This window comes from Terracoccus sp. 273MFTsu3.1, from assembly GCF_000383675.1.
Classification (GTDB): domain Bacteria; phylum Actinomycetota; class Actinomycetes; order Actinomycetales; family Dermatophilaceae; genus Terrabacter.
The window spans coordinates 98,145-112,676 of the sequence record NZ_KB911821.1; the positions used below are offsets into that span (position 1 = coordinate 98,145).

At 71.5% G+C, this 14,532-nt stretch carries 13 protein-coding genes and 1 riboswitch; of the genes, 1 reads left to right on the top strand and 12 read right to left on the bottom strand.

Features of this window, described 5'->3' with window-relative positions; all coding sequences use genetic code 11:
- Positions 1–16: 16 nt before the first annotated feature.
- Positions 17–2,947 (bottom strand): DNA translocase FtsK, encoded by a 2,931-nt coding sequence (locus H283_RS0106095; RefSeq protein WP_051103580.1) that lies wholly within the window; start codon positions 2,945–2,947, stop codon positions 17–19.
- Positions 2,948–3,148: 201 nt separating this feature from the next.
- Positions 3,149–3,272, top strand: a riboswitch (SAM riboswitch).
- A 36-nt stretch (positions 3,273–3,308) separates the two neighbouring features.
- Between H283_RS0106095 and H283_RS0106100 the strand changes: the two genes are divergently transcribed.
- Positions 3,309–4,706 carry an aminotransferase class V-fold PLP-dependent enzyme gene (locus H283_RS0106100; protein WP_020142630.1) on the top strand — a complete coding sequence of 466 codons (1,398 nt, stop codon included), beginning with the start codon at positions 3,309–3,311 and terminating at the stop codon, positions 4,704–4,706.
- Between the two features lie 79 nt (positions 4,707–4,785).
- On the opposite strand, the gene H283_RS0106105 is transcribed toward H283_RS0106100, so the two are convergent.
- The 11 genes from H283_RS0106105 to paaA form a co-directional block, all read right to left on the bottom strand.
- Positions 4,786–5,889, bottom strand: coding sequence for an endonuclease/exonuclease/phosphatase family protein (locus tag H283_RS0106105; RefSeq protein ID WP_020142631.1), 1,104 nt, complete (start codon positions 5,887–5,889; stop codon positions 4,786–4,788).
- A gap of 1 nt (position 5,890) precedes the next feature.
- On the bottom strand, positions 5,891–7,576 hold the full coding sequence (locus H283_RS0106110) for a ribonuclease J (RefSeq protein ID WP_020142632.1): 1,686 nt from the start codon (positions 7,574–7,576) through the stop codon (positions 5,891–5,893).
- A gap of 69 nt (positions 7,577–7,645) precedes the next feature.
- Entirely contained in the window at positions 7,646–8,545 is a 900-nt protein-coding gene (dapA, locus tag H283_RS0106115; protein WP_028785361.1) for a 4-hydroxy-tetrahydrodipicolinate synthase, read from the bottom strand.
- A gap of 310 nt (positions 8,546–8,855) precedes the next feature.
- Positions 8,856–9,335 carry a dihydrofolate reductase gene (locus tag H283_RS0106120; RefSeq protein ID WP_020142634.1) on the bottom strand — a complete coding sequence of 160 codons (480 nt, stop codon included), beginning with the start codon at positions 9,333–9,335 and terminating at the stop codon, positions 8,856–8,858.
- Positions 9,336–9,363: 28 nt separating this feature from the next.
- On the bottom strand, positions 9,364–10,179 hold the full coding sequence (locus H283_RS0106125; RefSeq protein WP_020142635.1) for a thymidylate synthase: 816 nt from the start codon (positions 10,177–10,179) through the stop codon (positions 9,364–9,366).
- 35 nt (positions 10,180–10,214) lie between these two features.
- Positions 10,215–10,394, bottom strand: coding sequence for a hypothetical protein (locus tag H283_RS0106130; RefSeq protein ID WP_020142636.1), 180 nt, complete (start codon positions 10,392–10,394; stop codon positions 10,215–10,217).
- Between the two features lie 85 nt (positions 10,395–10,479).
- Positions 10,480–11,640 carry a 1,2-phenylacetyl-CoA epoxidase subunit PaaE gene (gene paaE / locus H283_RS0106135; protein ID WP_020142637.1) on the bottom strand — a complete coding sequence of 387 codons (1,161 nt, stop codon included), beginning with the start codon at positions 11,638–11,640 and terminating at the stop codon, positions 10,480–10,482.
- Positions 11,641–12,123, bottom strand: coding sequence for a 1,2-phenylacetyl-CoA epoxidase subunit PaaD (gene paaD / locus H283_RS0106140; protein ID WP_020142638.1), 483 nt, complete (start codon positions 12,121–12,123; stop codon positions 11,641–11,643).
- A 23-nt stretch (positions 12,124–12,146) separates the two neighbouring features.
- Positions 12,147–13,046, bottom strand: a complete 900-nt coding sequence (gene paaC / locus H283_RS0106145) for a 1,2-phenylacetyl-CoA epoxidase subunit PaaC (RefSeq protein ID WP_020142639.1) — start codon at positions 13,044–13,046, stop codon at positions 12,147–12,149.
- Positions 13,043–13,384 (bottom strand): 1,2-phenylacetyl-CoA epoxidase subunit PaaB, encoded by a 342-nt coding sequence (paaB, locus tag H283_RS0106150; RefSeq protein WP_020142640.1) that lies wholly within the window; start codon positions 13,382–13,384, stop codon positions 13,043–13,045. Before paaB ends, paaC begins: the two co-directional genes overlap by 4 nt.
- Positions 13,381–14,442 (bottom strand): 1,2-phenylacetyl-CoA epoxidase subunit PaaA, encoded by a 1,062-nt coding sequence (gene paaA, locus H283_RS0106155; RefSeq protein WP_020142641.1) that lies wholly within the window; start codon positions 14,440–14,442, stop codon positions 13,381–13,383. The genes paaB and paaA overlap by 4 nt, the downstream gene beginning before the upstream one ends.
- Positions 14,443–14,532 lie beyond the last annotated feature (90 nt).

A 14,532-nucleotide genomic window follows, 5' to 3' on the forward strand; every position in this document is an offset into this window, starting at 1 on the left:
CGTCGCGCCCCCGGAGTCAGTAGCGCTCGCGGGGCCCGCGGTCGGTGAGGTTCCAGGCGTCCTCGGACTCCTCGTCGTCCTCGTCGACCGTGCGCGTCAGGTCACCGGGCGTCCACCGGGCGGTCGGCACGGCGGTCGTCTCGTCCTCGTGGGCACGCTGCTCGCCGCGCTCGGCGACGAGTGCCGCCGTGCGCTGGGGCGCGGCCTCCTCGGGCTCGTCGGCGTAGCCGGCCGACATCTGCGGGGGCTCCACGTCGACGGGCGGGGCGGCATACGGCTCGGCGGGCTCGATGATGTCGGCGAGGTCGTCGTCGTCGATGGGCTCGTTGGGGTGCGGCACGTCCTCGCCACGCAGCAGCGCGAGGGTCTGCTCGAGGTCGTCGGGGCGCACGAGCACGTCGCGGGCCTTGGACCCCTCGCTCGGGCCGACGACGCCGCGCGACTCGAGCAGGTCCATGAGCCGGCCGGCCTTGGCGAAGCCGACGCGCAGCTTGCGCTGGAGCATCGACGTCGAGCCGAACTGGGTCGTGACGACGAGCTCGGTGGCCTGGAGCAGCACGTCGAGGTCGTCGCCGATGTCGTCGTCGATCTGCTTCTTCGGCGCCGCGACGGTGACGTTCTCGACGTAGTTGGGCTTGAGCTGGGTCGTGACGAACTTGACGACCTCGTGGATCTCGGACTCGTTGACCCACGCACCCTGCACACGCATCGGCTTGCTCGCGCCCATCGGCAGGAAGAGCGCGTCTCCCTGGCCGATGAGCTTCTCGGCCCCCGGCTGGTCCAGCACGACGCGGGAGTCCGCGAGCGAGGACGTCGCGAACGCCATGCGCGAGGGGACGTTGGCCTTGATGAGTCCCGTGACGACGTCGACCGACGGACGCTGCGTCGCGAGGACGAGGTGGATGCCGGCGGCGCGCGCGAGCTGGGTGATGCGCACCACCGACTCCTCGACGTCGCGCGGGGCGACCATCATGAGGTCGGCGAGCTCGTCGACGACGACGAGGAGGTACGGGTACGTCGTGATCTGGCGCTCGGAGCCCGGCAGCGGCTTGACCTTGCCGGCCCGGACCGCCTTGTTGAAGTCGTCGACGTGCTTGAAGCCGAACGCCGCGAGGTCGTCGTAGCGCTGGTCCATCTCCTTGACGACCCACGCGAGGGCCTCGGCGGCCTTCTTCGGGTTGGTGATGATCGGCGTGATGAGGTGCGGGATGCCCTCGTAGGCCGTCAGCTCGACGCGCTTCGGGTCGACGAGGATCATCCGGACCTCCTCGGGCGTCGAGCGCATGAGGATCGAGGTGATCATCGAGTTGACGAAGCTCGACTTGCCGGAACCGGTGGCGCCCGCGACGAGCAGGTGCGGCATCTTCGCGAGGTTGGCGATGACGTACGCGCCCTCGACGTCCTTGCCGACGCCCATGACCATCGGGTGCTCGTTGGTGCGGGCCGTGTTGCTGCGCAGCACGTCGCCGAGCGACACGTTCTCGCGGTCGAGGTTCGGGATCTCGATGCCGATGGCGGACTTGCCCGGGATGGGGCTGAGGATGCGCACGTCGGCCGAGGCGACGGCATACGCGATGTTCTTGGAGAGCGCGGTGACGCGCTCGACCTTGGTGCCCGAGCCGAGCTCGACCTCGTACCGCGTCACCGTCGGGCCTCGGGTGAACCCCGTGACGGCGGCGTCGATGTCGAACTGGTCGAAGACGTTGGTCAGCGACTCGACGACGCGGTCGTTGGTCTCGCTGCGCGTCTTGTGCGGCGGGCCCGGCGTCAGCATCGCGTGGTCGGGCAGCTGGTAGGTGATGTCGCCGCCGAGGCTCAGCTGCTCGACGCGGGCCGGCAGGTCGGACATGGGCGGCGGGATGAGCTCCGCCTTGGGTCCGACCCGACTCGTGTCGGGCGCCCCGAGCGTCTTCGGGTCGGTCGCGTCGATGACCTTCTCGACCCCCTTCTCGCCGCCGGGACGCGGGGCGAGCAGACCGGGAGGGGTCGGGCGCTTCTCGCCCGGCCGGAGCTGCGTCGTCGCCTCGTCCTCGAGGGCCTTCTGCGCAGCCTGGCGGAACGCCTCGTCGCCGTCCCGGTCGGCGAGGTCGACGGCCTTGCGTCGGGCCCGCTTGACCGCGGCGGCCGGGGCGTCGAGCTCCTCGTCCGGCTGCTCGTCGACGTGGTCGCGGTCGATCACGAGGGCGCGCAGCTGCCGTAGGCGGGTCGGGATCATGTTGACCGGCGTCGCCGTGATGACGAGCAGGCCGAAGAGTCCCAGCAGGATGAGCAGGACGAGCGCGCCGTAGGTCGAGACGGCCGCCGCGAGGGGGCTCGACGCGAGGAAGCCGAGGATGCCGCCGGCTGCACGCATGCCGTCGGCGCCGTCGGGCGGGTTCGGAATGCCGTCGGCGAGGTGCGACAGACCGCACGCGGCGAAGGTCAGCGCGATCGTGCCGACGACGATCCGGTTGGTCGCCGCGTCGTCCTGGGGAGCGCGCAGCATGCGCAGGCCGAGCGCGAGCAGCACGAGCGGGACGGCGTACGCGACGCGGCCGAAGGTGCCGGCGAAGACGGCGTGCACGACCTGGCCGAAGGTGCCGGAGACGCCCCACCACTCGCGGGCGGCGACGACGACGGCGAGCGCGATGAGCGCGAAGCCGATGCCGTCGCGGCGGTGCTCCGGCTCGAGGTCGGCGGCGCTGTGGCCGACGCGGCGCACCGCTCCACCGGCCATGTGCGAGACGCCCATCCACGTGTTGCGCATGGCACCGAGCGGGAACGGGAGGCCTCCGCCCCGCGTCTTGGACGCGGTCTTGGCGGCGGGCTTGCGGGCCGCGGGCTTGCGCTGCGCGGGCCGGCCGCCCCGGGCTGCCGGAGGGCGTGACGAGGCGCTGCCCGCGGACCCCTTGGCGCGGGTGGCCGCGGCGGAGCTCGAGCGCTGGCTGGTGGACGGACGTGACGCCATGCTCGCACCGTACGTCAACGCACCGCTGAACTCACGCGTCACACGCGCAACAGGGCTGACCAGTCGGGCGACGGTGTCGTATGCCGTGGGCGGGCCTGCCGTCGTCGCGCCAGGTCCCCGGCGGGCTCGGCGTCTCAGATCGCGACACCCGGGGACCGACCGGTGGACAGTCGGCGACCGAGCCGTTTATCGTCGTGCGCAGGTCATGAGTGCCAGTGACAAGCCCCGGCTCGCTGGCCAGCAACCCTCCTCCGCGGTGGGGTGCTCCGGGTGACGACCAGGCCGCCCTCGGTCCGAACGTCATCGAGGTCGGCAAGCGCGGACCTGCACCGGGTGGGTCCCATGACCCAGGAGCACCCCCATGTCGGTCCTTCCCTCGACGCACCCCGCCGCCTCCCTCTGTGGCGGCTCCCCCGCACCCGTCCTGCGCACCCGCGCCCTGCACGTCGTGCCGGAGGCGCGCAGCCTGCCGACCGTCGTCGGCGCGGGGCTGCGCGTGCCCACGCTCCACGGCGACACGGCATACGCCAACCTCGACCACGCGGCCTCGACGCCCGCGCTCGAGACGGTCAAGGCCGCCGTCGACCGAGCCCTCGAGACCTACTCCTCCGTCCACCGCGGTGCCGGGTTCGCCTCGCGGCTGACGAGCGCGTGGTACGAGCAGGCCCGGGCCGAGGTCGCTGCCTTCGTCGGCGCCCGTGAGGGTGACTCCGTCATCTTCACCCGGACGACGACCGACTCCTGGGCGTTGCTGAGCAAGGCGCTGCCGAGCCGCACGACGGTCTTCGTCTTCGGCACCGAGCACCACTCGACCCTGCTGCCGTGGGGGCGCTTCCGCACCGTGCGCCTCCCGGTCCCGCAGACGGTCGAGGACGCGCACGCCCTGCTCGAGGAGGCGCTGTCCGACCACCCGTCGCGCCACCGCCTCGTCGTCGTCGCGGCCGCCTCGAACGTCACGGGCGAGGTCTGGCCGGTCGAGCGCTTCGCCACCCTGGCGCACGAGCACGGCGCCCGGATCGCCGTCGACGCCGCCCAGCTCTCGGCGCACCGCACCGTCGACCTGGCCGGGTGGGACGCGGACTACGTCGCGTTCTCGGGGCACAAGACGTACGCCCCCTACGGCGCGGGCGTCCTCGCCGGGCGCTCCGACTGGCTCGACGCCGGCAACCCCTACCTGCTCGGTGGCGGCGCGACGCGCTCGGTGACCGAGGACGGCACGACGTGGGCCACGGGTCCGGCGCGCCACGAGGGCGGCAGCCCCAACGTCATCGGCGCCATCGCCCTCGCCGCGGCCTGCTCGACGATCAGCCGTCACCGCGAGGCGATCGAGGAGCACGAGACCCGCCTGCTCGAGCGGCTCCGCGCCGGTCTCGACGACGTCGCCGGTGTCGAGGTCCTCTCGATCTTCGGTGACGACAGCGACCGCGTCGGCGTCGTCGCGTTCACCGTCGACGGCTGGGACTCCTCGCTCGTCTCGCAGGTCCTCTCCGTCGAGCACGGCATCGGCGTGCGGGACGGCAAGTTCTGCGCCCACCTGCTCGTCGACGAGCTCCTCGAGGACCCGTGGGGCGAGCGTTCCGCCACCGCCGTCCGCGCCAGCATCGGCCTGGGCAGCACGCTCGAGGGGGTCGAGCGTCTCGTCGCGGCCGTCGCGCGGCTCGTCGAGCACGGCACCGACGCCGAGTGGACGCTCACCGAGACCGGCTGGGCGCTCGAGGGCACCGACCCGCGTGACGTCGAGGTCGAGCGACCCTGGTGAACCGCTGGCGTTCGCGCCTGATCCGATCCGTGCGTCAGCACGCTGGCCCTTGTCGGTGCGCTCGGGGTCCCGGGGTCGGTCAGCGCGCCGGCAGGGCGTAGCTGGCCCAGACCGCGGCGTGGTCGGCCCGGTTGAGGGCCACCTGCCCGGCTTCGACGACCGTGAGGCGGCGACTCAGCAGGTGGTCGAGCTGCACGAAGGCCGGGAGCCGGTTGCCCGCGAAGGGCCAGGTGCGCACCCATCCCTGCCCGTCGGTGCGCTGCGCGTCGTCGAGGCCCGCCGCGAGGTCGCGGAAGCCGGGGTGGCCGAAGCCGGCGTTGAAGTCGCCGGCCATGACGAGGAGCTCGTCGCTGTCGAGACGCTGCTTCCACGACTGGAGCGCCCGCAGGCCCGCCCGCCACTCGACAGTGTCACCACGCAGTGGCGCCGTGGGGTGGGCGACCTTGAGACGCACCGTGCCGTTGGGCACGGTGACGTCGACCTCGGGCTGGACGCTCCGGGTGCCCTCGACCGCCGGGTCGGTGCCGAGGCTGCGCACCGAGAGCGGGTAGCGCGACAGGACCATCGTCCCCGTGTAGGTGCTGGCCCGGGCGACACCCTCGCGCTGACTGAAGTAGTCGGCCGCCCCCTCGGCGTCGAGCCGCCTCAGGATCGCGGGTGTCGCCTCGGTGAGGACGAGGACGTCGACGGAGTGGAAGCGCACGGCGTCCATGAGCTGGCCGGCGTTGGCCGACCCGATCCAGACGTTGGCCGACATGACCGTGAGGTCGCGGTCGGCCTTCGGCGAGGAGGTGGCCCGGAAGGCCGGCGCCGCGACCGTCGCGGCCACGACGAGGGCGACGACGACGGGGACGAGCACCCACCACCGGCGCAGCACCAGCGTCGCCACGGCGAGCAGGCCCAGGCCGATGACGACGAAGGGCCCTGCCGTCTGGAGCACGACGACCACGTATGCCGTCGAGTCGTACCAGCGCAACGCCCCGACCGCGACCAGCCCGAGCAGGAGGACGCCGAGGACGATGTCGACCCACCGCCGGCCGGGACGACGCCCCGCGGGCTCCGCCGTCGACGGCTCGGCGGGCTCCCCCGGCGGACCGGGGGGCCCGTCGTGTGCCTCGTGGGCGTCGTGGGCGTCGTCGCGTTCGACGTGCGGGGTCTCCCCGGCGACCTCCTGGACCGTCACGTCAGGCCTGCAGCACGACCGGGATGATCATTGGCCGGCGGCGGATCTTGCCACCGACCCACGAGCCGACCGCGCGCCGGATGACCTGCTGCAGCTGCTGGTCGTCGCGGACACCCTTGGCGACGGCCTCTTCGATGGCGCGCTCCACCTTGGGGATGACCTGCTGGAAGATCTCGTCGTCCTCGACGAAACCCCGGGCCGTGATCTCCGGGCCGCTCGCGATCTTGCCGGTGGCCGCGTCGAGCACGACGACGCAGGTGATGAAGCCCTCGTCGCGCAGGATCCGGCGGTCCTTGAGCAGCGCCTCGTCGGCGCCGCCCACGCTGCTGCCGTCGACGTAGACGTAGCCGCACTCGACGACACCGGTCACCTCGGCGACCCCGTTGACGAGGTCGACGACGATGCCGTCCTCGGCGAGCACGACGTTGTCCTCGTGGACGCCGGAGGCGATGGCGAGCTGGGCGTTGGCATACATGTGCCGCCACTCGCCGTGGACGGGCAGGACGTTGCGCGGCTTGACGATGTTGTAGCAGTAGAGCAGCTCGCCCGCGCTCGCGTGGCCCGAGACGTGCACCTTGGCATTGCCCTTGTGCACGACATTGGCGCCGAGGCGCATGAGGCCGTTGATGATGCGGTAGACGGCGTTCTCGTTGCCGGGGATGAGGCTGCTCGCGAGCAGGACCGTGTCGCCGGGGCCGACGTCGATGCGGTGCTCGCGGTTCGCCATCCGCGACAGCGCCGCCATCGGCTCGCCCTGGGAGCCGGTGCAGATGAGGACGAGCTCGTCGTCGCGCAGGCTGTCGATCTTCTTGATGTCGATGAGGATGCCGTCGGGCACCTTGAGGTAGCCGAGCTCGGCGGCGATGCCCATGTTGCGCACCATCGACCGGCCGACCATCGCAACCTTCCGACCGGCCTTCTCCGCCGCGTCGAGCACCTGCTGGACCCGGTGCACGTGGCTGCTGAAGCAGGCGACGATGATCCGCCGCTCGGCGTGCCGGAAGACCTTGTCGATGGCCGGCGCGATCTCGAGCTCAGGGGTCGTGAAGCCGGGGACGTCGGCGTTCGTCGAGTCGGTGAGGAAGAGGTCGACCCCCTCCTCGCCGAGGCGGGCGAAGGCACGCAGGTCGGTGAGGCGGCCGTCGAGCGGCAGCTGGTCCATCTTGAAGTCGCCGGTGTGCAGCAGCGTGCCGGCCTCGGTGCGCACGAAGACGGCGAGCGCGTCGGGGATCGAGTGGTTGACCGCGACGAACTCGAGGTCGAAGACGCCGAGCTTCTCGCGCTGTCCCTCCTTGACGGCCATGGTGTACGGCCGGATGCGGTGCTCCTTGAGCTTGGCCTCGATGAGCGCGAGGGTCAGCGTCGAGCCGATGATCGGGATGTCGCCCTTGAGCTTGAGCAGGTAGGGAACTGCGCCGATGTGGTCCTCGTGGCCGTGCGTGAGCACGATGGCCTCGATGTCGTCGAGCCGGTCGGCGATGTAGGTGAAGTCCGGCAGGATGAGGTCGACTCCGGGGTGGTGGTCCTCGGGGAAGAGCACACCGCAGTCGATGACGAGCAGCTTGCCCTTCGTCTCCAGCACGGCCATGTTGCGGCCGACCTCGCCGAGCCCACCGAGCGCGACGACCCGCAGGCCGTTGTCGGGAAGGGCTGGGGGCGTGGTCAGCTCGGGGTGGGGGTGGCTCACAGGTGTCCTGTCATTCGGTGGTGCTGCCGGGCCGTCGGGGGCTCCGGTCAGAGGTGAGGCGGGCGGTCATCAGACCGCCGGGTGGGCCGCGACGGCGGCGAGAGCGACACGGACGAGGGCGGTCTGCTCCTCGTCGGCGGGCACGAGCGGGAGGCGCACGGCCGTCGACTCGATGATGCCCTGCTCGGCGAGGCCGGCCTTGGCCATGATGGCGCCCTGGGTGACGTTCATGACGGCGTTGACGATCGGGGTGAGTCGTCGGTGCACGGCCCGGGCGTCGTCCCAGCGACCGTCGACGACGGCGTCGGCCATCTCGCGGTAGGCCGCCGGGGCCACCTGGGACGTGACGCCGACGAAGCCGACGGCCCCGTTGACGAAGTGACCGAGGTTCATGGCGTCGTCGCCGGAGTACCAGTCGAGGCCCGTCTCCTGCATCATCTCGCTCGCGAACCAGAGGTCGCCGCGGGCGTCCTTCACGGCAGCGATGCGGTCGTGCTCGGCGATGCGCAGGTAGGTCTCGCGCGCGATGGCGATGCCCGAGCGCCCGGGGATGTCGTAGACCATGACCGGCAGGTCGCTCGCGTCGGCGAGGGCCGTGAAGTGGGCGACGAGGCCTGCCTGCGGCGGCTTGTTGTAGTACGGCGTCACGGCAAGCACGGCGTCGGCACCGGCCTTCTGCGCGTGCCGCACCGCCTCGACGCTCTTGGCGGTGTCGTTGCTGCCGGCTCCGGCGATGACGACGCAGCGGTCGCCGACGGCCTCGATGACGGCGCGGAGCAGCTCGTCCTTCTCGTCGGACGAGGTGGTGGGCGACTCGCCGGTGGTGCCCGAGACGACGAGCCCGTCGTGACCGGCCTCGACGAGGTGGGTCGCGACCCGCTGGGCGGCGTCGAGGTCGATCGAGCCGTCAGGCCGCATGGGCGTGACCATCGCCGAGAGAACACGTCCGAGGGCGGGTGCGTCAGCCATGAGGCCAAGGTTAGCGCCCACCATCGGGAGGTTCGTCGAACGCCCACCCGCGCCCCCGGCGGACCGAGGTTTCGCGCGCTCCGTCGTGAAGCGCGCGATCCTGCCGTCGAGCGCGGGCTGTGTCGCGCGCCTCGAGTCCGTGTCGCGCGACTGGTCCATGAGCGCGCGAAACGGGGGGCGGGCACGACAGAGGCGAGGCACTACTCGCTCGGGGGTCCGAGTAGTGCCTCGCCATCTCCTATATCGGTGGGTGCGCCCGGGCGTTACAGCCCGATCCGGGCTTTCTTTCCGAGAGATCGCGTATGCCGTGTCAGCCGCGCCGCTCGTAGGTGACCCAGGCGAAGCCGGGCTGCTCGTCGCGGGCCGTCTCGGTCCAGACGGCCGGGTCGATGGCCGGGAAGGTGACCGAGCCCTCCGGGGACTGGTCGACGTCCGTCACGAGGAGGCGGACGGCATACGGCATGGCCTGTCGGTAGACCTCTCCCCCGCCGACGACGAAGACCTGCTCGGCGTCGGCCACGAGCGCGAGCGCCTCGGGGAGGGAGTGCGCGACCTCGACGCCGGGAGCGCTCCAGTCGCGCTGGCGGGTGATGACTATGCTGCGCCGACCGGGGAGCGCGCCCATCGAGTCGAAGGTGCGCCGACCCATGACCATCGGGTGGCCCATCGTCGTGCGCTTGAAGAACTTGAGGTCCTCGGACAGGTGCCACGGCATCGTCAGCCCGTCACCGATGACGCCGTTGCGTCCGACGGCGGCGATCATCGTCACGTTCGGCAGCGCGGTGGTCATGGCGGCAAGGCTCCCAGACTCGGGCGGCTCAGACGGCGATGGGTGCCCTGATGCCGGGCTCGGCGACGTAGTCGACGAGCTCGAAGTCGTCGAGGTCGAAGTCGTCGATGTTCGTCTTGCCGGGCGTGATGCGCATCGTCGGCAGGGCGTGCGGCGTGCGGGTCAGCTGCAGGCGGGCCTGGTCGAGGTGGTTGAGGTAGAGGTGGGCGTCGCCGAGCGTGTGCACGAACTCCCCCGGCTCGAGGTCGGTCAGCTGGGCCACCATCTGCGTCAGCAGGGCGTAGCTCGCGATGTTGAACGGCACGCCGAGGAAGATGTCGGCGCTGCGCTGGTAGAGCTGGCACGAGAGGCGTCGGCGGCCATCGGGCCCGGGCGGCGAGACATAGAACTGGAACATCGTGTGGCACGGCGGCAGGGCCATGTCGTCGACGTCGGCGACGTTCCAGGCCGAGACGATGAGGCGACGACTGTCGGGGTTGGTGCGGATCTGCTCGATGGCATTGGCGATCTGGTCGACGCGGCGCCCGTCGGGCGTGGGCCACGAGCGCCACTGGTAGCCGTAGATCGGGCCGAGGTCGCCCGTGGCGGGGTCGGCCCACTCGTCCCAGATCGAGATCCCGCGCTCCTGGAGCCAGCGCACGTTGGTGTCGCCCCGCAGGAACCACAGCAGCTCGCCGATGATCGAGCGCAGGTGCAGCTTCTTCGTCGTCATGGCCGGGAAGCCGTCGGCGAGGTCGAAACGCATCTGGTGGCCGAACACGCTGAGCGTGCCCGTGCCCGTCCGGTCGGACTTCTCCTGACCGTGGGTCAGGACGTGGTCGAGGAGATCGAGGTACTGCCGCACGTCGGCAACCTAACACCGACGTCCGACACCGCTGCTCACCTTCCCAGCGCGGCGAAGACCTCGTAGACCATGAAGGCCGGCCAGAAGAGGCCTTGGAAGACGGCGAGCAGGTACTCCCAGAACTGGTCCGCCTGCTGCCAGAAGTAGACCAGGGCCCCGAAGATGCCCAGGCCGTAGATCGCGCCCCCACCCGCGGCGCCCGCGTTGTTGCTCATCTGTCACCGCCTCGCCTTCGTCCCCAGTGTGCGCCGACCGACCGCCGCCTGCGCGACATTCGGCAACTCGCGACCGCCGGGTCGGTCAGGCGTCGTAGTCGAGGCTGACCTCGTCGGTGACCGGGTGGCTCTGGCAGGCGAGCACGATGCCGGCCGCCACCTCCTCCGGCTCCAGCGCGTAGTTGCGATCCATCCGGACCTCGCCGGACACGAGCCGGGCGCGACAGGTGCCGCACACGCCACCCGTGCACGAGTAGGGAGCGTCGGGGCGGGCGCGCAGGGTCGCGTCGAGGATCGTCTCCTCGCGGCTCGGCATGGGGATGACCGTCGTGCGCCCGTCGAGGTTGACCGTGACCGTGGCCTCGGGCGGCGCGCCGGCGTCGACGACGACCTTGCGCCTCGGCTCGGTGCCGTCGTCGACGTGGAAGATCTCGTGGTGGATGTGCCGCGGGTCGACGCCGCGCGCGGTGAGCAGCGCCTCGGCGCCCGTCACCATGCCGAACGGCCCGCAGAGGTACCACTCGTCGACAGACCCGACCGGGAGCAGCGTGCCGAAGATCGCCTCGAGCCGCTCGCTGTCGAGCCGCCCGTGGAAGAGCTCGACGTCCTGGGCCTCGCGGGACAGGACGTTGACGAGGTGGAAGCGCCCCGGGAAGCGGTTCTTGAGGTCCTCGAGCTCCTCGAGGAACATGATCGAGCTGGTGCGGCGGTTGCCGAAGAGCAGCGTCGCGCGCGACCCGGGCTCCTCCTCGAGCGCCGTGGTGAGCAGCGAGATGACGGGCGTGATGCCCGAGCCGGCCGCGATCGCGACGTGATGGCGTGTGCCGTCCGGCCGGGTCTGGCACGTGAAGGACCCCTGCGGGGTCATGACCTCGACCACCACGCCGGGCGAGACACCGTCGTTGAGCCAGTTCGACATGCGACCCTCGGGCACGCGCGCGGCCGCGACCCGGAGGCTGCGTCCGGCGGGGTCGGCTCGACGTGACTGGCAGATCGAGTAGGACTGGCGCACGTCCTCACCGCGGATCTCGGCGCGGAGCGTCAGGTGCTGGCCGGGCTCGAAGACGAACTCGTCGACGAGGTCCTCGGGCACCGCGAAGGTGACGGCCACGGCCTCGTCGGTGAGGCGCTCGACGGAGGTCACGGTGAGCGGGTGGAACCGCGCGCGGTGGCGGGCGCTCGTGGCCTGGGCAGCCGCCGTGTCCGGGGCGGGACCGGTTGCGGTCGGGGTGGAGACGTCGGTCATTCAGATGGCCTTGAACTCGTCGAAGGGCTCGAGGCACGCGTTGCAGCGGCGCAGGGCCTTGCACGCGGTCGAGCCGAAGTGGGCGATCTCGGTCGTGTCGGCGGAGCCGCAGCGGGGGCAGGCGACGACGTGGCGGCTCAGGGTCACGGCGACGGGACCGTGCGGCTCCCCCACCGGCACCGCGCCGGGGGGCGCGATCCCGAAACGCAGCAGGGCCGCTCGGCCTTCGTCGCTCATCCAGTCGGTCGTCCACGCGGGCGACAGCTGCGTGCGGACGTCGGCGGCATATCCCTGTCGTGCGGCCTCGAAGACGATGCGTGAGGCGATCGCCTCCATGGCGGGGCACCCGCTGTAGGTCGGGGTGATCGTCACGGCGACGGTGTGCGCCTGCTCGTCGACGTCGACGGCTCGCAGGATGCCGAGGTCGGCGATGCTGATGACGGGCACCTCGGGGTCCGGGATGCGCGAGATCGTCTCTGCCACAGAGGACTCCACGGCCACGGCGGTCACCACGTCGCGCCGGGATGCGACCGTGCGATGTGCTGCATCTCGGCCAGGAGCGAGCCCATGGGGCGCGAGTGGATGCCGGCGCGGCCGCCGCGCGAGCGCCACCGCGAGCCGTCGGGCAGCGTCAGCGTCCCCTGCTCGACGACACGCGCGACCCGGGCCACGACGGCGTCATGGAGGGTCGAGGGCAGCACGCCGACGTCGAGGTCGGCCGCGAGCACCGAGGCCTCGTCGTCGTCGAAGAGCTCGGCGAGGTGCGGCAGCACGCGCTCGAGCGCCGCCTGCATGCGCCGGTGGGACTCCTCGGTGCCGTCGCCGAGGCGCACGACCCAGAGCGAGGCATGGTCGAGGTGGTAGCGCACCTCCTTGAGGGCCTTGCCCGCGACGCCCGCGACGACGTCGTCGCCCGAGCCGGTGAGGGCTGAGTGCAGCTCGACCTGGTAGGCGGAGAACCAGAGCAGCCGGGCCATCTCGTCGGCGAAGTCACCGCGCTCCTGCTCGACGAGGTGGACGTTGTGCCACTCCCGCTCGTCGCGCTGCATGGCGTAGTCGTCCTCGCCGCGACCGGTGCCGTCGATGGAGCCGATGTAGGGGTAGAGCCCGCGCGCCTGACCGAGGAGGTCGAGCGCGACGTTGCCGAGCGCCATGTCCTCCTCGATCTGCGGGGCGTTCGTCATCCACTCGCCGAGGCGCTGGGCGTAGACCATGGCGTCGTCGGCCAGCCCGAGGAGGTAGGCGGCATACGGCTTGGCGCCGGGGTCGGCGCCGGTGTTCTCGGCGGCGCCGGGCAGCGACTCACGCTGCGCGGACTCCGAGGCGGAGGCCGCGGCGCCGGTGACCGGCTCGGTGACCGGCTCGGTGCCGGTGTCGGTCGAGGACGGGCTGGCTGGGGTGCTCACAGGTACTCGACATCCTCGGGCACGTCGTAGAACGTGGGGTGCCGGTAGATCTTGTCGCCGGCCGGGTCGAAGAAGGAGTCCTTCTCGGACGGGCTGCTCGCGGTGACGTCGTCGGCCTTGACGACCCAGATGGAGACGCCCTCCTGGCGGCGGGTGTAGACGTCGCGTGCGTTGCGCAGGGCGAGCTCGGCGTCCGGGGCGTGGAGGGAGCCCACGTGCACGTGCGACAGTCCGCGCTTGCCGCGGACGAACACCTCCCAGAGGGGCCAGCTGCGCTCCCCCTGGGCAGGCTCGGACGGGGCCCCGGCACCGGTGGACGGGGTGGTGGCTCCGCTCACGCGGCACTCTCCTTCTGCTGCTGCTCCCGGGACGCCTGCTTGGCGGCGTACGCGTTGGCGGCCTCGCGCACCCAGGCGCCCTCGTCGTGGGCCCGGCGGCGGTGCTCGATGCGCTCGGCGTTGCACGGGCCGTCGCCGCGCAGGACCTGCCAGAACTCGTCCCAGTCGATCTCGCCGAAGTCCCAGTGGCCGCGCTCCTCGTTCCAGCGCAGGTCGGGGTCGGGCAGCGTGAGGCCGAGCTTCTGGGCCTGCGGGACGGTCATGTCGACGAACTTCTGGCGGAGGTCGTCGTTGCTGAACCGCTTGATGCCCCAGGCCATCGACTGCTCGGTGTGGCCACCCTTGGCGGCCTCACCGGTGTCGGGCGGGCCGAACATCGCCAGCGCCGGCCACCACCAGCGGTCGGCGGCGTCCTGCGCCATCGCCTGCTGGGACTCGGTGCCGCGCATGAGGTTCCAGAGGATCTCGAAACCCTGCCGCTGGTGGAAGGACTCCTCCTTGCACACGCGGATCATGGCGCGGGCGTAGGGACCGTAGGAGCACCGGCAGAGCGGCACCTGGTTCATGATCGCGGCACCGTCGACGAGCCAGCCGATGGCGCCGCAGTCGGCCCACGTGAGCGTCGGGTAGTTGAAGATCGAGGAGTACTTCTGCTTGCCGTTGTGGAGCCGGTCGAGCAGCTCCTGCCGGTCGATGCCGAGCGTCTCGGCCGCGGAGTAGAGGTAGAGCCCGTGGCCGGCCTCGTCCTGGACCTTGGCGATGAGGATCGCCTTGCGGCGCAGCGAGGGGGCTCGCGTGATCCAGTTGCCCTCGGGCTGCATGCCGATGATCTCGGAGTGCGCGTGCTGGGCGATCTGGCGGATCAGCGTCTCGCGGTACTCGTCCGGCATCGCGTCGCGCGGCTCGATGCGCTGGTCGGCGGCGAGGAGGGCGTCGAAGTCGTCACCGACGGCGTCCCGACCGTCCCGCTGGTCGTCGTGCTCGGCCGCCGCGTCGTAGGCGGCGGTCTCGGCCGCGTTCAGCGGTTCGTTCGGGTCGATGACGTCATTGCCATACATGAGTCCAGTATGCGAGATGGAGGGGAGGGCGTCCAAAGCCGGGGTGCGCCGGGGTGGACATCGGGCGCGTCCACGCCTGAGAGGATGCCG